Genomic DNA, 18721 nt, shown 5'->3' on the forward strand with positions numbered 1-18721 from the left:
GTACCTTAGGAAACGGCAAGCCCGAAGGCTTCCCACACGGTGCGCCCATGAATTCATTAGACGCAATGAGGCCGTGTTCGCGGATAGCGCTGTATGAGGCGACATTTTCTAAATTTTGAGAAAATGCCCCTGATGTTGGGACGAACGCTAAATATTTAGCGAAAGGCCCCGTAAGGCCTGATGCATCCGGTAAGAAATTACCGAACGTCCCAAAAGAAACGCCGCGTGCGCGAGAAGCGCAGGGCGCGGCGGCTATCCGCCTAAGGTTCTGCGGCCTGCTAAAGCCGCGAGCGCTCTTGAAGCGCCTGCCGGTATTATGCCTCGAACTGCCGCGGCCGTGCGCGAAAACGGTGTTAGGGATACTCATGCCGCGGCCCCCTGCTCTTCAATCCACGCCATCACGTCGGCGGAGCGCCATGCCGATACCGTCGGCGTGAGCTTCAGGCGCCCGGGGAAGCGGCCGGCATTGAGCATGCTATAAATCGTCGTTTTGCCGAGGCCGGTGAGTTCTTTCACGCGAGGCAGGCGGATAAGCCCCGGATATTCTTTCTTCAGTGCTTCGAGCCTTTCAGCATCAAGGCTGGGCGCCCAGCTAGGGGCGGTTTTCTTCTCTGTCTTCTTCATTCTTCTTCCTCAATCGGTTGAGTTTTCAAGGCCGCATAGAGGGCGGGAAAGCGCCCGCCGTTCTCCTGCCACTGAAGGAGGAGCAACAACCCTATGTCATCGATCACATAAGAATCAAACTCACGGCCATCGGGCAGGCGAACGCGAGTGCGCTTGCAGTGCACATCACCGCCGGGCACCTGCCTCGAAAGCGAGTGAATCGTGCGCGTGAGTTTGTCGGCCCTGAGAGGAGTGCTGGCGGAGCCCAAGAGCACGCATAACTCGCGAACGGAGTAGCAACGCCCCTTAGGCGGCTTGCGTTGAAATGCCGTGTAGCTCATGCCAGCACCTCGCCGGCAGAGGGCGCCGGGCTTGCCGCGGAGAGCTGGGAAGCCCAGTTACCCAAATCGGCTAAGCGCCAGCGCGTGAGCAACGCCTTTAATCGGCAAGTCGAATCGTTTGAAACGGCCTTATTTGCCATTACTGAAACGCTCCTATATGAAGGGTTTTCGCTCTCGGGCGAACGCCTACGGCGCCGCCTGAGCTATGAGGAACATTTCAGCGTGAAGAGGAAGAAAACTCACCCCGCAAATTCAATTTGCGGACAGTGCTTTTCTTGATTTACATGGAATATTTTGAATCGGCGAGGAGCTTTAAAAATTCTGTTCGCTGAGGGCACCGCTTTCCCTGCGCTCTCAGCATGGCAATTGCTTTTTCTAATGCATCCAAATTCGAGGCTGGAAGCCCCTGAAGCGATTCTCTTGCCTGCCGATACGCGCTCGCCGCCTCCTCGGGCGTTACGTTCATGAGCTTTTTTATCCCTCGGTTCTTCCGCTCCCGGGCGAGCGAGGCCGCTTGCGTGAATCCAACGCCTGCCGCGTCGGCGGCCTTCATGGCTTCTCGAACGGCCTGCCCGAGCTCCCGGATATATTCGACCGGCAGGCTAATGCCCTCTGTGCTCCCGGCCTGCCTCAGTTGATAGCAGAGAAAGCGAAGGCCGTGGAGCCTACCCCATGAGAAGGCAAGCACATTAAAGGCCGCCTGCAGTTCGCGTTGAGTTTTCGCCGATTCTTTGAGCGCCTTATTCAAGGTGCGCTGATAGCCGGCCTCAAGCCTTTCCTTCTCCTCGGCTGGGGCGCTCCGCATTGCATCGAAGGCCTTCTCTACATCCTCGCGTTTCTTTCCGCCGCCCACAAAGCTCACGGGAATAGGAGGCGCCGAAGCGGCGAGCTCATCAGGCGCAAGCCATAGAAGGGCCTCGGTTTGTGAATCCCCGGGCTTGCCGCCGGCGCCGTGGTCATAGCCGGGCACACGCGGCAATACAAAACCATAGTGCTCGCGCTCATCGGCGGGGAGCAAGAGCGCTTTGCGTGTGCGCTCTAAACACTCCTCCAGCTGAGCACAAAACTCGCGCAGGAGTGATTTCGCGTTTTCGTATTCGCTCTCGTCATCGAGGCCGCGTGCTTTCTCCGCCATCGTGAAGAATGCCGAAGCCGGATAGAACGACGCAAAAAAGCGAAGGTGCGTATTCAACAGCAAGGGCTCTAACGCCCCGGCATGCTCGCACTCATCAAACCCACGGGAGCGCGGCGCGCTCTCCGCCGCGGGTGGAAGAAACGGAGAGTGCTCGTAATAAGGCAGGCGGGTAAACCACCGGGAATTTGTATCCTGCATTGGCGCTTTCGTTATGGCGCTCTCAACATTCGGAGCGCGCGAGGAGGCAGGGAAAGCGCGGCCTGCCTCCAGCCTTGCGGATAGCTACTCCGAAGGCCTGCGCACCTGTAAGGCTACAGCGAATCAACGCCGGGCGCCGGCAGTCTGGCGGTGCGCGTGTGTGCGGATAAAGGCCGCGTGTGTGAAGAGGAGCGCGGGTTACGCCCGGTGGTAGTGCTTTCCCTTCCGGGCATGTGCGCGCCCGATGCGCCTCGGCATCGCGAACGGCATTCACCCCTAACGCTTTGCTCCTCTTTCGCGCGCGCTAAGTGTGCTTTCGCGCAATTCTGAGCGAAAGTCCATCGCCACCGCCTTCAGCCAGCTCATGCGCGCCAAGTAAATCTATTAAGTCATTTACTAAATATTTAGTAGGCGCTGAGGACCGGCCTTCTTTGATTCCACAAATCCGAGGAAGCATACCCATAAAGCATGATTTAAACCATGTAATCAATGCAACGTTAGGCGACGCCGGGTGTGCCGAACGTCCGAAGCGCGGCGGGGTATTAAGGCCGCGTGTGTGTGATTTAACCGGTTATCCGGTAATCGAATCTGAATTTTTGGAAGCCTCCAAAAATTTTTGAGAAGGCCTTGCGACGCCGGAAAACACCCGCCCTTGAAGCTTCAGCCCGTTTTGAGGATTGCAAAAATCTTTCAGCCCCTGTCCTGCTGGCGCGGCGCGCGAGTTTTGGCCCCCGGGTAGTTCGAACACCCGCCGGCCGCCGGGGCTCAAACTCCTCAAAATAAGGAGTTTTGTTTCGATTTTCAGCCCTGCTCGCTACTCGGGCAGGGTTATCGACGGCGCAGGCCTGAATTGGGGCCCCCCGGGGGCCGGCCGCGCGCGTGACACATCAAGGCCGCGGGTGTGTGGGGGTGCGCCCACTGCGCCCGGCTTGCGCCCGGTTGTGCTCCCGGTAAGATAGATAGTAAGTAATTGATTTTTATATTAATTAATGTATATCTCTACTACCGGGCGCAGTGGGAGCACTAAAACACACCCCCTCGGCCTAAGCTTCATCGGGCCACTTGCCCTCCATGCAATATCGGCCCCATGCCTCCATGATGCGGCGTCGCTCTTCCGGGTAGGTGCCTCGGCTATAGGCGCCGTCATACTTTTTATCGGTTTTGTGGAGCATGCACTGCTCAACGGCAATCGGATCAAAACGGCGGTTATTGCCGTGGGCATCGTCCTCAGCCCAAGTCCTGAAGGCCGCCCGCATGCCGTGAGGGGTAATCACCCTATCTTTGCCGTAAAGTTTTGTCTGCACCGGATCAACCCATCCCACACCGTCGACGGCCTTGCGATCTCTATGCATGCTCTTGAGGCGCTGGGCCATCCCCTCCGGCGTGAGCGCCCCGCCGTTAGGCGAGGTGAATAGGTACTGGGCGCCTTCGATCCTCGGCAGGGTTTTAAGGAAATCGAGCGCGTATGAGGAAAGCATTACCTCGCGCAATGCGCGTCTATCCTTCACCTTGTCATTCTCTCGGCGTACCATCCACACGCCCTCCGCGGGGTCAATGTCTTCCGGCGCCGTATATCTCACCGCTTTCGAGCGGCCTGCAGTGAAAATGCAAAACACAAGGGCCCGCGCCGTCGGGAGTTTTGATTGAAGGAGCTCCCTCATAAGTCTCGGCACCTCCTCCACTGCTACAGCCGGATGATTCTCCGTTTCTGCTTTAGGCGCATTCACGGTGCCTAATAGATCTGTCAAGGATTCGCCGGCAGGGTTTAGCCGGTTTTCTCTGTATCCCTTCTGAATGGCCCACGCCGCAATTTGCTTAATCGCCGTCCTGAGCTTTTTTGCCGTCTCGTCTTTCCCCTCCCTCCTTAGCGGCTCAATACACCTCAACACATCCATTTCGTTGAGCGTCGCGATAGGGATAGAGCCGATTACCGGGAGGACATTCTTTTTTAACCGCGGCTCCTCTCGGCGCCTCCAGCGCGGATTGCGCTTCTCTCGCTCCTCCTCCAAATCGTCAAACCACATGCCTGCCACCCGAGCGAAGGTAAGCCCTAAGCGTTCATCTTTCTCGGCCTTCGCAATGTCCGCCTTTCTGGCTTCTATGGGGTCAATGCCCTGCTCAATCGCCTTCAGGGCCGCGGTTGCTTTCTCTCGCGCCTCCTTCAGCGTCAATTCCGCATAGGAGCCTAGGCCGTAATCCCGGCGTTTCTTATCGGCCGCGGTATATCGGAGAATCCAGCTCCCGGAGCCCGAAGCATTCTTTTTGACATATAGCCCGCGAACACCGCCCACGTTGTGCAGGCGGCTATCACTGGGGAGGTTCTTTACCTGAAGGGCTGTGAGGTCGGCACCGCGTTTCATATTTCACCCCGTTTTTATGATGGTATGAACTTTAGGCTAAGTACTATACCATCATACATACCATCAATAAAACGCGGCTAGAGGGGGTCTAAGGCGAACGACGGCGGGCGGTGTTTTGAGCTAAGTGCTTGAAATAAATTAAAAGCCCGAACTGTCACGGACAGTCCGGGCCTATGAATTGGTGCCGGAGAAGAGATTCGAACTCCCGACCTTCGCATTACGAATGCGCTGCTCTACCAGCTGAGCTACACCGGCAACTCTCAATCTTCGGCCGTTTCGAACCGGCCTTGTGATCGGAGGAGACGAATTATGCAGAAGTGAATTGCTTGCGGCAAGAATGTTTTACAAATCCTTACATTTGATGTTTTCGCCGTGTCTGTCTGCATTGAGCGCATCCAAGGCGCTTGCCTTGTGTTCGAAATGTATCTGCAGGCCTCAGGCTCCGTATAGCGCCGACTAAAATCTCAGGACTTTCCCCGCGTCTTACTCTTTTTCTCTCTTCGGAGACACCGTTGACCGATCGATTCTCTGCGTCTCTTCCCGCTCCGGCAGACACTGACCATCTCGGCGCCCTGCTTGCCGATGCACTTCTCCGCGCGAGCCCCGGCATTCTTGCCAAAGGCCTCGCTTTGCGCCTTGAAGGCGATCTCGGCGCAGGAAAGACGAGCCTCATCCGTGCGGCGCTTCGCCGCTTAGGCTGGGAAGGTGCGGTGAAGAGCCCTACCTTCACGCTTCTTGAGACGTATCCCTGCGGCGGTCTTACGATCAATCACTTCGACTTTTATCGCTTCGAGGAACCCGAGGAATTCGAAGATGCCGGGTTCCAGGATGAATTCCGTCCCAGCGCCGTATGCGCTACGGAGTGGAGCGACAAAGCCTTTCCGTATCTGCCGCCCGCCGACATCACCATTGCGCTTTCGATTGAGGGCCTCGGAAGGCGGGTTGAAATCTCTGCGCAGTCCCCTCTCGGCCGCGAAATTCTTGCTTCTCTTTCGGAATCATGGAATTCAACCGCCGCCGCCTGATATCCGCCGCCGGCGGTACGCTTCTCCTTTCGCTTGCTCCCTGGCAGATAGCGAGCGGCGCAAAGCTCGTCAACGTCCGCATGTGGCCTGCAGAGGAGTACACGCGCGTCACGATCGAAACGGACGAACCCCTCAAGTTCAAGCACTTTTTCGTTCGCTCGGCTTCTCCCCTGAGGCTCGTGATCGATATTGAAGGACTCGCGCTCACTGAGCGCGTCAAGCGCCTTATTGCCGACGTGAAGCCTGACGACCCTTATATCAGCGCCATGAGAATCGGGCAGTTCAAGCCCGGCGTTGTTCGGCTCGTCATGGATCTCAAGGCGGACGTAAAGCCCGAAGTCTTTCTTCTGAAGCCCTTCGCCAACTATCAGTACCGTCTCGTTTTCGACATCTACCCGGTGCATCCGAAGGATGAGATCGGCGCAATCCTCGCGGGATCGCAGGAAGGGAATCTCCTCACGGATTCCCTCTCGTCATCGAATTCCGAAGATCCGCTCGCCGACGTGCTCGCGGGTCTTGCCAATCCGAATGCCCCGAAGACGCGGCCGGCGCTTTCCGCCTCTAAAGGCAAAGACGATAAGGCAGCCAAGAAGCCCTCGGCCAAAGACACGCAGACGCCGGCGAAGAGCGCCCCGGCCAAAAAGACTCAGAGCGAAGATCAGATCATCATCGTCGTCGACCCGGGACACGGGGGCGAAGACCCCGGTGCCATCGGACGGCGCAAAACGCAGGAAAAAGTCGTCGTTCTCCAAATCGCAAGGCGGCTTGCCAAGCTTATTTCTGCTGAACCCGGCATGAAGGCCGTGCTCACGCGCAATTCCGACCACTTCGTCAGTTTGGGCGGACGCGTGGCGATTGCCCGCCGCGTGAAGGCTCATCTTCTCGTCAGCATCCATGCCGATGCCTGGGTGAAGAGCAACGTAAGGGGCTCCTCCGTCTTTGCACTCTCGCAAAAAGGCGCCACCTCGGCGGCTGCACGTTGGCTCGCGAAAAATCAGAACGAATCCGACCTGATCGGCGGCGTCAACATCTCCACCGTCAATAAGCAGGTGGCGAGCGTGCTCGTCGACATGACCTCGTCCTGGACGATCGGCTACAGCCTCGGGCTCGGCACCGCCGTACTCCAGGAGCTGCGCGCCATCAACAAGCTCCACAAAACGGCCGTGGAGCAGGCGGGATTCGCGGTGCTCAAAGGCCAGGGCATTCCGTCGATTCTCGTTGAGACGGCCTTCATTTCGAACCCGTCGGAAGAGCAGCTGCTCAAAAACGCCAATCATCAGCAAAAGCTTGCCCGGGCCATTCTTACGGGCATCAAGAAGCAGCTTGCCGCCGACACGACGCTCACGCGCCAGGGTTGATGCCGTCGAGACGCTGCGCTTCACCTGCAGGACCTCGACCGAAACTCTCCGCACCATTACAATGCGGGGGAAGCACAATCCGACGCGGCGCCCCCGTGCCGAAACGCCGTCGAGGCCCCTTCCGCATGGAAGGACAGGCCTCCGGTTTTTGCGGGCGCGCCCCTCATCCACCTTGGAGTGAAAACGCAATGGCTCTTGTTTCCATGCGACAGCTGCTCGATCATGCGGCTGAAAACGGCTACGGCATTCCCGCCTTCAACGTCAACAACCTCGAACAGGTTCAGGCCATCATGGAGGCGGCGAGCGAAGTCGGCGCTCCCGTGATCATGCAGGCCTCGGCGGGCGCTCGCAAGTATGCGGGCGAATCGTTCCTGCGCCACCTCATTGAAGCCGCTGTTGAAGCCTATCCGGACGTTCCCGTCTGCATGCACCAGGACCACGGCCAGAGCCCGGCGGTCTGCCAGGGCGCCATCCGCTCGGGCTTCACCTCCGTCATGATGGACGGCTCCCTCATGAGCGACGGCAAGACCATCTCCACCTACGAATACAACGTCGACGTCACCCGCCGCGTGGTGGAAATGGCCCACTGCATCGGCGTTTCCGTCGAAGGCGAAATCGGCTGCCTCGGCTCGCTTGAAACGATGCGCGGCGACAAGGAAGACGGCCACGGCACCGACGCCAAGATGACCCGCGAGCAGCTCCTCACGGATCCGGATCAGGCGGCAGAATTCGCCCGCATCACCCAGATCGACGCGCTTGCCATCGCGATCGGCACCTCGCACGGCGCCTACAAGTTCACGCGCCGTCCCACGGGCGAAATCCTCTCGATCGACCGCGTGAAGGAAATTCATGCGCGTCTGCCGAACACGCACCTCGTGATGCACGGCTCCTCTTCCGTTCCGCAGGAATACCTCGCTGAGATCCGCGAATTCGGCGGCGACATGCGCGAAACCTACGGCGTTCCGGTCGAGGAAATCCAGAAGGCGATCCAGCACGGCGTCCGCAAGGTCAACATCGACACCGACATCCGCCTTGCGATGACGGCCGCCATCCGCCGCTACCTCGTTGAGAATCCCTCGGGCTTCGACCCGCGCGGCTACCTGAAGGCCGCCCGCGCCGCCGCGAAGGCCCTCTGCCGCTCGCGCTACCTCGCGTTCGGCTGCGAAGGCCAGGGCGCCCGGATCAAGCCCGTCGCGCTCGACAAGATCGCGGCCAAATACGCTGACGGCACGCTTCGCCAGAATGTGCTCTAACGCTTGAGCACGAAGCCTCAGATTCATGACGGCGCACAGTTCTCCTCCCTGAGACTGTGCGCCTTTTTTCAATTCGAATTCATCCCATGACAGAACCCGAATTAAAGTCCGCCGAAGCCCTCAAGGGCAAGCGCGGCCTCAGAAGGCTCATCAACGCCACGCGCTATTCCTGGCAGGGAATCCGCGCGGGGTTTGAAAACGAAGCCGCCTTTCGCGAGGAATGCCTTCTTGCGATCATCCTGATTCCGCTCGCGCTTCTTCTCCCGGTAACGCTCCTTGAGAAGGTGATCCTCATCAATTCCGTGCTTTTTCTTCTCCTCACGGAAATCCTCAATTCGGCGATTGAAGCCGTTGTCGACCGAATCGGCATGGAAGTGCATCCGCTTGCCGGACGCGCAAAGGACATGGGGAGCGCGGCAGTGCTTTTCGCACTCATCATGGGACTCGTTGCCTGGGGCTTCATCGCGCTCCCGGCGGTCTTCGCGCTCTTTTAACTTTTCTGAGTCCGCGCAAACTCTTCTAAGCAGTTTTCACGGTGGTTTCGGGCCTGAAAGCGCCCCTGCGCCATTAAAATTCCCGCCATCAGGATTTTTCTTTTCTTCCTTAGGGAGGCAACTCTAATGCCCGGTCTTTCCAAGACGAACATCCCGTCCCTCAAGCAGATTTACAGCGGCAAAGTCCGCGACTGCTACGCCGTGGGCGACGACAAGCTTCTGCTTGTTGCCACGGACCGCATTTCCGCCTTTGACGTGATCCTCGGCGATCCGATTCCCGGCAAGGGCAAGGTCCTGACGGCGCTCACGAACTTCTGGTTCGAAAAGCTCAAGGACGTGATCCCCAATCACCTCACGGGCATCGCCCCCGAAACGGTCGTGAAGCCTGAGGAAATTCCGCAGGTTGCCGGCCGTGCCGTGGTCTCGAAGCGCCTGAAGCCGATTCTGATCGAGTGCGTTGCACGCGGCTACATCATCGGCGGCGGCTGGAAGGACTATCAGGCGACGGGCGAAGTCTGCGGCATCAAGCTCCCCGCGGGCCTGCGCCAGGCCGAGAAGCTCCCTGAGCCCATCTTCACGCCGGCTGCCAAGGCTGAACTCGGCACGCACGACGAAAACATCTCCTACGAGCGCGTCGTTGAGATGTACGGCGAAAAGGTTGCCTCAACCATCCGCAACGCCACGCTCGAGCTCTACAAGCGCGCAAGCGAATACGCGCTCACCCGCGGCATCATCATCGCCGACACGAAGTTCGAATTCGGTCTTGATGAAAACGGCAATGTTCTCCTTATGGACGAAGTGCTCACGCCGGATTCGAGCCGCTTCTGGCCTGCCGACGACTATCAGATCGGCACCTCGCCCAAGAGCTTCGACAAGCAGTTCATCCGCGACTGGCTCGAAGCCCAGCCCTGGGACAAGCGTCCGCCCGCTCCGAAGGTTCCTGAAGACATCATTGAGAAGACGGCCGACAAGTACCGTGAGGCGCTGCGCCGCCTTACCGGCACGGATATTGAGCCGTAAATCTCCCGGGCGGAAGCTTCTTCCGCCCTCGCGTTCATGGGGAGCGCATCTTTTTTTAGCCGCTCCCCAGCAGCCGGCAGAAGCGTCGGCCCCTTCTGTTTCCTCTTCCTTCGGAAGGAAACTTCAACGGGCGGAGCTTCGGTCGGCTTTTCGATTTTTTATTCTTCTCTAGAGATTCTGAATAATCATGGCAGAGTGCACCAAGACACCGCTCGTCGGCATCCTGATGGGCAGCAATTCCGACTGGGACGTGATGAAAAACGCCGCCCAGATGCTCAAGGACTTCGGCGTCCCCTTTGAGGCCCGCGTCGTTAGCGCACACCGCATGCCGGATGAAATGTTCGAGTACGCCGAAAAGGCGGCCGAACGCGGCATCCGCGTGATCATCGCGGGAGCGGGCGGCGCGGCGCACCTCCCCGGCATGCTGGCGGCCAAGTGCACGCTTCCCGTCTGCGGCGTGCCGGTGCCGTCGAAATACCTCCGCGGCGTCGACAGCCTCCACTCGATCGTGCAGATGCCTAAGGGCGTGCCTGTCGCCACCTTTGCCATCGGCGAAGCAGGCGCCGCGAACGCCGCGCTCTATGCCTGTCAGATCCTGGCGCTCAACGATCCGGAACTCTCGCGCCGCCTCGCGGACTTCCGCATCGCCCAGAACGCCAAGGCCCGCGCGATGACGCTTCCCCTTGAAACGCTCGACTGAGGACCCTTTCGATGACTCAGATCCGCACACTTCTTCCGGGCGCTCAGCTCGGCCTCCTCGGAGGCGGCCAGCTCGGCCGGATGTTCTCGGAGGCGGCTGCCCGCATGGGCTACCACGTCGTGGTGCTCGAACCCCATGCGCCGTCGCCCGCGGGCGAAGTCTCCTCGGCTCAGATTGCCGAGGGCTACAGCTCCGAAAAAGGCCTCGACGAGCTTGCAGGCCGTGTTCTCGCCGTTACGACGGAATTTGAGAATGTCCCTGCGGCAAGCCTCAGGCGCCTTGCTGAAGCCGGCGTCATCACGGCCCCCCATGCCGACGCCGTTGCGGCCACGCAGGATAGAAACGTCGAAAAGGCCTTCATCGAAAGCGCCGGAGTTCCGACAGCTCCCCACAAGGCGGTTCGCAGCCTTGAGGACGTTGAGGCGCTTGAAGATTCTCTTTTCCCCGGCATTCTGAAGACTGCTCGTCTCGGCTATGACGGCAAGGGCCAGGCGCGCGTCAGCTCCCGCGAGGAAGCGCTTGCCGCCTGGGAAAAATTCGGCCGTACGGACTGCGTGCTCGAAAAGCGCCTCAATCTGAAGACGGAAGTTTCGGTCATCATCTGCCGCAATCCGCAGGGCGACACCGTCGTCTTCCCCGTCTGCGAAAACCATCACCGGAACGGCATCCTTGCCTACACCGTGATGCCTGCCCGCATCGACGCAGAACTTGCCCAAAGAGCGCAGCAGTTTGCGCGTCAGATTGCCGATGAACTCAAGTACGTCGGCGTTCTCTGCGTGGAGCTTTTCGTTCTCGAGGACGGCTCCGTTCTGGCGAATGAACTTGCCCCGCGCCCCCACAATTCCGGCCACGCGACGATTGAAGCCTGCGCCACCTCGCAGTACGAGGAACAGGTGCGCGCCATGACAGGACTCCCCTTAGGCGACACCACGCAGATTGCGCCCGCAGTGATGCTCAATCTTCTCGGAGATCTCTGGTTCGACGAAAACGACAGCAAGACGACTCCGCCCTGGGAAAAGCTTCTCGCGCTGCCCGGCGTCAAGCTTCACCTCTACGGCAAGGAAGAGGCCCGTCACGCACGCAAGATGGGCCACGTCACGGTGCTCGGACGCACGCTCGATGAGGCGCTCGCCCGCGCGCATGAGGCGGCCCGGCTCCTCGGACTTTCCTTCTCTCATGAGCTCGCGCAATGACCGTCCCAGCAGTTGATCAAAAGGCAATCGCAGAAGCCGTTCGCATCCTCGATGCGGGCGGCCTCGTCGCCATGCCGACCGAAACCGTCTACGGGCTTGCGGCCGATGCCGACAACGAAGAAGCGGTTCTCAACACCTATCGAGCGAAGGGCCGCCCCACCGATCATCCGCTGATCGTCCATGTCGCCTCCGCCGAGGACATTTCGTGGTGGGCGGAATCCACGCCGCAAGCCGAAGCGCTCGCCCGACGCTACTGGCCCGGACCCCTCACGCTCGTTCTCAAAAAGAAGCCCCGCTGCGGCCTCTGGGTAACGGGAGGACAGGACACGGTGGCGCTCCGCTGCCCCTCGCACCCCTGGGCGCATGCGCTGCTCAAGGCCTTCGGGGGACCCAAGCACCGGGGACTCACCGCGCCCTCGGCCAACTCCTTCGGCCGCATCAGTCCTTCCTGCGCGCGCCATGTGGCCGACGACCTCGGCGTCAAGCCCTCGGGCAAGCTCGACATGATTCTGGACGGCGGCACCTGCGAATACGGCATTGAATCGACGATGCTCAATCTGTCCTCAGGCCGCCCAGAAATCCTGCGCCACGGCGTCATCACGCGCGAAATGCTCGAGGAAGCGCTCGGCTGCGAAGTGCCCGATGCCGGAAAAGATGCGCCCCGCGCCTCGGGAAGACTTAAAAGCCACTATGCGCCGAAAACGAAGGCGGAGCTCCTTTCTGAGGACGCGCTTATTCTGCGGGCAAAAACGCTTTCGGACGAGGGCGTCCGTCTCGCCGTTCTTGCGCCCGAACGCCTGAAGGCAAAGCTCCCTCCGGTGGCTGACTTCATCAGCGCGCCTGAAACCGCGCTGGCCTACGGCGCATTTCTTTATGAAGCGCTCCATGAGCTTGATGCCGCGCATGCCGACCGAATCCTCATTGCGGCGCCGCCCTCGACTCCCGAATGGGCCGCCGTGGACGACCGGCTCGGACGGGCAACAGCCTGAAGCGCTTGAATATCCATTTTTCGAGACATCCATGATTCAGATCTACGGCATTCCAACCTGCGGCTCGGTCAAGAAAGCAATTGCCTGGGCTCGCGAAGCAGGCGTGGAATTTACTTTCCACAACTTCCGTACGGAAGCGCCCACGGACGAACTCCTTTCGGGGTGGCTGAAGGACATTCCGGCAGCAAAGCTCGCCAATACCGCCGGCCCGACGTGGCGGAAGATTGACCCGGAAATTCGTGAAGCGGCCAAGGCCAGCCCGGAAATGCTCAAAACCCTCATGCTTTCGACGCCGCTTCTCATCAAGCGCCCCGTCATCGTCTGGGCGGATGGCTCCGCCACCTCGGGCGTTGATGAAGCGCTCTGGAAGACGAAGTCTGTCTGACGGGCCGGTCATTCAAAGGGAAGCGATTCAGGTGCTGAAGGAACTCAAGTCATCACTCGCGAATCCGGGTCCCGTGCTCCCGTTTCTCGCCCTGGTAGCCGCAACCGGCTTCTGGGGGAGTTCGTTTCTGACGGTCGCCGAGGCGCTTTCCGATACGGATCCCTTCACGCTCGTTTTTCTGCGTTTTGCCCTTGGGACGCTCGTGCTCGCGGTGATCCTTCGGAAAACCCTCCGTTCGATCCCGCTGCGCACCTGGAAAATGGGAGCCGTAAGCGGCCTCGTCATCTACGGCTCCTACCTCTTCAACTGCGCCGGGCTCATGACGACGATGAGCTCGATGGCGGGCTTTCTCACGGCGCTTTACGTGCCGATCACGCCCTTTCTTTTCTGGCTGATTGCTGGGAAGCGCCCCGACATTTTTGCCTTTCTCGGTTCGGGAACGGCGTTTCTCGGCCTCGTACTCCTTGCCGACCCCTTTGCGCTCTCGCCTGAAACGGGACTCGGCGAATGGATGATTATTCTTTCGGCATTTCTTTCCGCCCTTGAAATCATCCTGATGGGACGCTTTGCGCCTTTCTGCAGAGCGGCGGAAATCTGCTTCACGCAGCTCTTCTTCGTTTCCCTCTACTCAGGCGCCGGTTCGCTCGCCGCTCACTGGACCATGCCGTCCCTCACGCCCACCGTGCTCTCGACCGGACTCATCCTCGCCGTCCTCTGGCTCGCAACGATTCTTTCCTGCGCCCAGTTTCTGCTTGCCTGGGGACAGAAATTCGTTACGCCCGCTCAGGCTGCAGTCATTTTTTCGCTCGAAAGCGTCTTTGCCGCCATCATCGGATGGCTTGCGGGCGAGCGCCTCGGATTCTGGGGCTTCGCGGGCGGCGGGCTCATTGTGGCGGGCATTCTTCTCACGGAATGGAAGCGCCTGCTTTCATCGAAATAAAAATGACGAGCGAACTTCCCATCGGCATTCTTGATTCCGGATTCGGCGGCCTTTCCGTCGCGCGCGCTGTCAGAGCCCGCTTCCCGGACGAGCGAATCCTCTTTGCCGCCGACTGCGCCTACGCGCCATACGGCGACCGGGATGAAGGCTACATCATGGAGCGCCTCGATCGAATCATCGGCTACCTGACGGGAAGAGGCGTCAAAGCGATCGTGTTTGCCTGCAATACGGCAACAGCCGTCGGCGTCAAGTCGTTTCGCGAGCGGCTCTCCATTCCCATCATCGGCATCGAGCCCGCTGTTTTCCCTGCCGTCCGTCATACGCGGTGCGGCGTCGTCGGCGTCATGGCGACCACCACAACCATCCGGAGCCGCAAATACGCCGAGGTGCGCGAACGCGCGCTTGAATGGGCGGCCGTCAGCCGCCCGATGAAGGTTGAAGTAGTTGACATGCCCTGTCCGGGACTCATGGAATGCGTTGAGCGCGGGGACTTCGGCTCTGAAACGCTCGAGGCGCTTCTCAAAAAATATGTCGATCCGCTCGCGTGCGCAGGCGCAGACGAAATCGTTCTCGGCTGCACGCACTATCCCTTCCTCGCAAACGCAATCAGCAGGCATGCGAAGGACGCGCATCTCATTGATCCGGCGCCCGCCGTTGCCGAACAATTGGGCCGGCGCCTCTCCGACCTCGATCTTCTCGCTCCGGCCATACCCGATCGACAAACGGGCATGGATGCGGCCATGGATGAATTCCGGGCGACAGGAGCAGACCCCTTGCGCGAGTCCGTTCTGAAGCGCCTCTGGGGAAAGGACGCGAGGCTTCTGCCGCTTGACCTCTGACTCAGGAACGGAAGGTGAGACGCTCGTCTCCGTCCTCGCACACGTAAGGCATCATGCGGGCGCGGATTTCGTCGGGGATGGGAGAGGAAACGAAATTTCCCTCCGTATCGAGCCGGACGCAAACCATCGTTTCCACACAGCGCAGACGGAGCTCATCACCCTTTGAAATCGTGAAGGCGAATTTGACGGAGCTCGTGCCGAGCTTTTCGATCCAGAGGCGCGCCGTCACGTCTTCTCCCGGACGCGAAGGCGACACGAAATCCGTGTGAACGCCTACAACCGGGAAGCCCACGCCGAAGCGGCGGATTTCAATGAAGCCCACCTTCAGGACTTCATGAAGGTAATCCTCGTGAAATTTATTGAGAAGCACATAGTAGGTCGGGTGATAGACGATCCCGGCAGGATCGCAGTCGCCGAAATGGATGCGGATGGTCTTTTCAAAAACCTGATGAGCCATGATGAGCTTTGGAGAATGTAAAGGGAAATAAAGGTATCAGATGCGGGAAGAGAGCGAGCGCAGAATCGCCCGGACGGGACTCGCCTCAACGCCCTTCAGGGGAAGCGGCAGCGCAATCAGCTCGTATTCGCCTCCCGGCACATCGGAAAGGTCAAGATTCTCCAGAATCGTCATTCGGTTTGCGAGTGCGATTCTGTGCGAAACGAGAAGTTCGCTCTCAGCCGGGTCGACGCTCGGCGCATCGGTGCCGACAAGCGCCGCGCCTTCCTCGGCGAGCCGCCGCATGAGTGCAGGAGAAAGCGCTCTGAAATCCGGCGTCCAGGCGGCGGGCCGCTTCGTTCGCGTCTTGAAGAGAATGCGTGCCGGGAACGTATTCGCCGTGAGGGCTTCCGGGCCGATCGGTTCGAGCGAATCGTCAAGCGAGAGGTCGATTACGAGCGCGCGGCCGATGAATGTTTCCAGCCTCAGGGAGGCAACGTCATCCGCGGCGCTGTCGAGATGCAGAGGCGCATCCGCATGGGCGCCATCGTGGGGCGTAAAAGTAATTTCCGAGACATTGGCGCCCGCGCCATTCTCAAGCCTTGAAAGCCAGCGGACGGCAAAAGGCGTATCGCCGGGAAATACCGGCGTAGCGGCGTCAAGCGGCGGCGTGATGTCCCAGATTCTGCGCTTCTGCATGCTGCTTTGCGACCTCTCACAAAAGAAACTGAAAACAAAAAACGCTTACAAGAAGCGTGCCGACGATTTTAGGTCAGCGGACTGAAAGGCTTCCTATACTGCCATGCACGTTTTTTCGGAGAACGGAGAGCCTCTGCTCAGTGCTCGAAATCGTTCTCCAGACTTTAGAGAAGATCGCTCATGAAAAACTCTGATTTTCTAAATATCCTGCAGTCCCGGCGCTCTCAGGGCCCGAAAATGCAGAAAGCCCCGGCACCTTCCGAGGAGGTTCTTGAGGCCGCAGCGCTTGCCGCGCGCGCTGCGCCTTCGCACAATCCTGCATTTCCTGTGCGCTTTGTCGTCGCTGATTCCCGCGAAAAGCTCGCCGACATTTTCGAAGCCGCACTCGGCCCTGATGCCGATACAGCCTTGAAGGAGCGTGCAAGAAGCAAGGCGCTCAAGGGCGAATGCGCCATTCTCGTGATCGGCCCGAAACCTTCCGCCGATACGCCCGCCTGGATGGACCGCGAAAATCTGATGACCGCGGGCGGCGCGCTCACGAATTTCCTCAACGTCCTCTGGGCGGAGGGATTTGCTGCCAAAACCGTGACCTCGCGCGAAATCACGGATCCTCAGGGGCTCTTCAATCCTGAAACCGAAAGGCTTCTCTGCTTCATCCTCTGCGGCACGCAGGCCGCTCCCGCGGAACCGCGCCCGAAAGCGCCTTCTATCCTTTCCCGCTGGTAGCGATCGGCCGATCCGCCTCAAGGATGTGATCCGTAATCTCGGCGATTTTTCTTACCGTCAGGGGCGCACATCCTTCGGCCTTGTTGTTGACGGCAAGGTAGCTCTCCTTCCCGCTCCTTGCCGCCCGCGCAATAAGAGATGCAATGAGCGCCCGGGTAGCAGGATCAGCCGCATGAATGGCGTCAAAGGGAGACCAGGCAGCCTTCGCCGTATCGTAAAAGCGGTGCGCCGCAAGCGACCAGCGGACAATGAGAGGGCCCTTGAGCTTCCAATCGCCCCCATCCTCGCCCTCGGCATCCATGAATCGCAGCGCCTCGGTCTGGCGCCGGATGCCCGGCATCGCGGGATGAAGCCCGATCACCGGACGCACGCCGGCCTCTCTCAGACGCTTCATCAAGCGGGGCGTCAGAAGTTCGTAGTTGCGGAATTCCGCGGCGAGGAGAAGCCCGGCCCCCGGCGCCTGAAGCGCATTGAGGAATGCACCGATTTTTTCAATCAGCGCCACCCTTGACTCGGTGCTTCTCAGTTCCGAATGCGGCAGGGGTGAAAACTGAAAGACCAGCGGCCCGCATTTCTGGCCGAGTCCCATGCGTACGGGACCGAGGAATCGATCTGCCGCTGCATGTACATTCAAAAAAAGCGGATTGGGTCCCGTAGGGATCCCCCGGTCATTGCGCAGATACGGATCCGTCACATCCCTCGGCGCCTTCACGAGAAAGCGGAAGTCTTCGGGCACCTGCCGGGCAAAGGCAGCAAAGGCCGAAGCTGAAAGCGGCCGATAAAAATTTCTGTCGATCCCTACTGTTCTGAATAAAGGCGAAGCACTGTAGGCGGCGAGTCCGTCATTTGCAAGGTGCTCGAGACCGCTTCCGCGGCTCCAGACAAGCCCGCGCCAGCCGGGAAAATTCCAGCTCGAGGTGCCGAGACGAATGGAAGACGGCAGCCTTCTCATCATCTCTTTGAGCGCGCTGTCTGCAGGCTGCGGGAATACCGGGGCGCTCTCTGGCGGCGCATCATCAAAGAGCCCGGACGAATTCTCGGTAATCATTGTCGAAGCTCTCGAAGAAAAAATGTGGGGAAAGACGGCGGCCTCGCAAATGACCGGGTTTTCGATCAGGGAGACGCGCCTTCAACTATATCCGCACATCGCCTGAAATGGCCTAAAATCAATGGATTATTCTTTCACTTTGCTTCCCTTTGGTTTTGAATGACTTCTATTGCTGATCCGCTTCTTTCACTTGACCCCGCAATGAGCGGCACCGCCGACGAGCGCCTTGTCTGGGTAGTGGACGATGACGACGTAAGAGAGTCGCTCTCATTTGCGCTTCAGCTGCGCTACAAGACTGCCGCCTTTCCATCGGCGCTTGCATTTCTTTCGCGCGCGGATCTTGACCGCCCGGGCTGTCTCGTCATTGCCGACGATATGGCTCAAACGGCATCCGGAAGCATTCAGGACGAACTCGCGCGGCTCAGAAGCCCCGTCTCCGTGATTATTCTCACGAAGGAAACGGACCTGCGCACGGCCGTCAGGTACCTGCAGATGGGGGCCGTCAGCGTGCTTGAAAAGCCGGTCGACCCCGAGGAACTCGACCATGCGGTCGACCTCGGTCTCGAGCGCTCCATTCTTCGCGACCGGCGCTACCGCCTCGAACGCCTTTTCGAGACGCTCTCGCGGCGCGAACGCCAGATCTTCGTCCTCGTCTGCCAGGGCCTGAGAAACGGCGACATCGCCGAACTACTTCAACTCTCGCAGCGCACGGTTGAAGTTCACCGCGCGCACATCAGCCGCAAACTCGGCAACGCCTCGCCCATCCGGCTTCTCTACGAACTCACTCAAACCCTGGGCGGAAACATCATCCACGCCGAATTCGACGGTCTTGATCCGCAGAAGCTTCTAAGCGCCATATCAGCGGGTGAAGCGGGCTGACTTTTCGCCGAAGCTACAGCCCGCATAAAAGAAGGCCGCCCGGAAGACGCAATCCAGAGCGGCCAATCCCACTTTATCGGGCACCCATTCTGTGACCCGG

Annotated in this window: 20 protein-coding genes and 1 tRNA gene; 13 read left to right on the plus strand and 8 right to left on the minus strand. The window is 59.5% G+C overall.

The genetic code is table 11. The features are described 5' to 3' along the window. Positions 1-363: 363 nt before the first annotated feature. From FG381_RS06475 to FG381_RS06495, 5 genes are all read right to left on the minus strand, one after another. Positions 364-624: a helix-turn-helix transcriptional regulator gene (locus tag FG381_RS06475; protein WP_139688057.1), complete on the minus strand. Its 261-nt coding sequence runs from the start codon at positions 622-624 to the stop codon at positions 364-366. Next, on the minus strand, positions 621-944 hold the full coding sequence (locus FG381_RS06480; RefSeq protein ID WP_139688058.1) for a hypothetical protein: 324 nt from the start codon (positions 942-944) through the stop codon (positions 621-623). Before FG381_RS06480 ends, FG381_RS06475 begins: the two co-directional genes overlap by 4 nt. A gap of 280 nt (positions 945-1224) precedes the next feature. Continuing rightward, positions 1225-2136, minus strand: coding sequence for a phage tail tape measure protein (locus FG381_RS06485; protein ID WP_165697848.1), 912 nt, complete (start codon positions 2134-2136; stop codon positions 1225-1227). A gap of 1184 nt (positions 2137-3320) precedes the next feature. Next, positions 3321-4637 carry a tyrosine-type recombinase/integrase gene (locus FG381_RS06490; protein ID WP_139688060.1) on the minus strand — a complete coding sequence of 439 codons (1317 nt, stop codon included), beginning with the start codon at positions 4635-4637 and terminating at the stop codon, positions 3321-3323. A gap of 179 nt (positions 4638-4816) precedes the next feature. Then, a tRNA-Thr gene (locus tag FG381_RS06495) sits at positions 4817-4892 on the minus strand. Positions 4893-5149: 257 nt separating this feature from the next. Between FG381_RS06495 and tsaE the strand changes: the two genes are divergently transcribed. The 11 genes from tsaE (at position 5150) to murI (ending at position 14833) form a co-directional block, all read left to right on the plus strand. After that, the gene (gene tsaE / locus FG381_RS06500; RefSeq protein ID WP_139688061.1) at positions 5150-5662 is read left to right on the plus strand and encodes a tRNA (adenosine(37)-N6)-threonylcarbamoyltransferase complex ATPase subunit type 1 TsaE; all 513 of its coding nucleotides are present in this window, start codon (positions 5150-5152) and stop codon (positions 5660-5662) included. Beyond that, positions 5638-7020 carry an N-acetylmuramoyl-L-alanine amidase gene (locus FG381_RS06505; protein ID WP_139688062.1) on the plus strand — a complete coding sequence of 461 codons (1383 nt, stop codon included), beginning with the start codon at positions 5638-5640 and terminating at the stop codon, positions 7018-7020. The genes tsaE and FG381_RS06505 overlap by 25 nt, the downstream gene beginning before the upstream one ends. A gap of 188 nt (positions 7021-7208) precedes the next feature. Then, positions 7209-8273: a class II fructose-bisphosphate aldolase gene (fba, locus tag FG381_RS06510; protein WP_139688063.1), complete on the plus strand. Its 1065-nt coding sequence runs from the start codon at positions 7209-7211 to the stop codon at positions 8271-8273. Positions 8274-8359: 86 nt separating this feature from the next. Beyond that, the gene (locus tag FG381_RS06515; RefSeq protein ID WP_139688064.1) at positions 8360-8767 is read left to right on the plus strand and encodes a diacylglycerol kinase; all 408 of its coding nucleotides are present in this window, start codon (positions 8360-8362) and stop codon (positions 8765-8767) included. A gap of 126 nt (positions 8768-8893) precedes the next feature. Further along, positions 8894-9787 (plus strand): phosphoribosylaminoimidazolesuccinocarboxamide synthase, encoded by an 894-nt coding sequence (locus FG381_RS06520; protein WP_139688065.1) that lies wholly within the window; start codon positions 8894-8896, stop codon positions 9785-9787. A 187-nt stretch (positions 9788-9974) separates the two neighbouring features. Next, entirely contained in the window at positions 9975-10487 is a 513-nt protein-coding gene (gene purE, locus FG381_RS06525; protein WP_139688066.1) for a 5-(carboxyamino)imidazole ribonucleotide mutase, read from the plus strand. Between the two features lie 11 nt (positions 10488-10498). Further along, positions 10499-11680 carry a 5-(carboxyamino)imidazole ribonucleotide synthase gene (locus tag FG381_RS06530; RefSeq protein WP_139688067.1) on the plus strand — a complete coding sequence of 394 codons (1182 nt, stop codon included), beginning with the start codon at positions 10499-10501 and terminating at the stop codon, positions 11678-11680. Continuing rightward, positions 11677-12669, plus strand: coding sequence for an L-threonylcarbamoyladenylate synthase (locus FG381_RS06535; RefSeq protein ID WP_139688068.1), 993 nt, complete (start codon positions 11677-11679; stop codon positions 12667-12669). The genes FG381_RS06530 and FG381_RS06535 overlap by 4 nt, the downstream gene beginning before the upstream one ends. Before the next feature lie 31 nt (positions 12670-12700). Then, positions 12701-13054, plus strand: a complete 354-nt coding sequence (locus FG381_RS06540) for an arsenate reductase family protein (RefSeq protein ID WP_139688069.1) — start codon at positions 12701-12703, stop codon at positions 13052-13054. A 31-nt stretch (positions 13055-13085) separates the two neighbouring features. After that, positions 13086-13994: a DMT family transporter gene (locus FG381_RS06545; RefSeq protein WP_226960252.1), complete on the plus strand. Its 909-nt coding sequence runs from the start codon at positions 13086-13088 to the stop codon at positions 13992-13994. A 2-nt stretch (positions 13995-13996) separates the two neighbouring features. Continuing rightward, the gene (gene murI / locus FG381_RS06550) at positions 13997-14833 is read left to right on the plus strand and encodes a glutamate racemase (RefSeq protein WP_139688071.1); all 837 of its coding nucleotides are present in this window, start codon (positions 13997-13999) and stop codon (positions 14831-14833) included. Position 14834: 1 nt separating this feature from the next. On the opposite strand, the gene FG381_RS06555 is transcribed toward murI, so the two are convergent. Both FG381_RS06555 and FG381_RS06560 read right to left on the minus strand, forming a co-directional pair. Further along, a complete protein-coding gene (locus FG381_RS06555; protein WP_139688072.1) occupies positions 14835-15290 on the minus strand; it encodes an acyl-CoA thioesterase in 456 nt (151 codons plus the stop codon). Between the two features lie 36 nt (positions 15291-15326). Next, positions 15327-15968 (minus strand): cyclase family protein, encoded by a 642-nt coding sequence (locus FG381_RS06560; protein ID WP_139688073.1) that lies wholly within the window; start codon positions 15966-15968, stop codon positions 15327-15329. 180 nt (positions 15969-16148) lie between these two features. Between FG381_RS06560 and FG381_RS06565 the strand changes: the two genes are divergently transcribed. Continuing rightward, on the plus strand, positions 16149-16694 hold the full coding sequence (locus tag FG381_RS06565) for a nitroreductase family protein (RefSeq protein WP_139688074.1): 546 nt from the start codon (positions 16149-16151) through the stop codon (positions 16692-16694). Here FG381_RS06565 and FG381_RS06570 read toward each other — a convergent pair. Beyond that, positions 16675-17742 carry a DUF72 domain-containing protein gene (locus FG381_RS06570; protein ID WP_139688075.1) on the minus strand — a complete coding sequence of 356 codons (1068 nt, stop codon included), beginning with the start codon at positions 17740-17742 and terminating at the stop codon, positions 16675-16677. The two genes, FG381_RS06565 and FG381_RS06570, sit on opposite strands and share 20 nt — an antisense overlap. A gap of 159 nt (positions 17743-17901) precedes the next feature. On the opposite strand from FG381_RS06570, the gene FG381_RS06575 reads away from it, so the two are divergent. Beyond that, a complete protein-coding gene (locus FG381_RS06575) occupies positions 17902-18621 on the plus strand; it encodes a response regulator transcription factor (RefSeq protein WP_139688076.1) in 720 nt (239 codons plus the stop codon). Positions 18622-18721 lie beyond the last annotated feature (100 nt).

It is taken from the genome of Sutterella faecalis (genome assembly GCF_006337085.1).
In the GTDB taxonomy this organism is placed as follows: Bacteria; Pseudomonadota; Gammaproteobacteria; order Burkholderiales; family Burkholderiaceae_F; genus Sutterella; species Sutterella faecalis.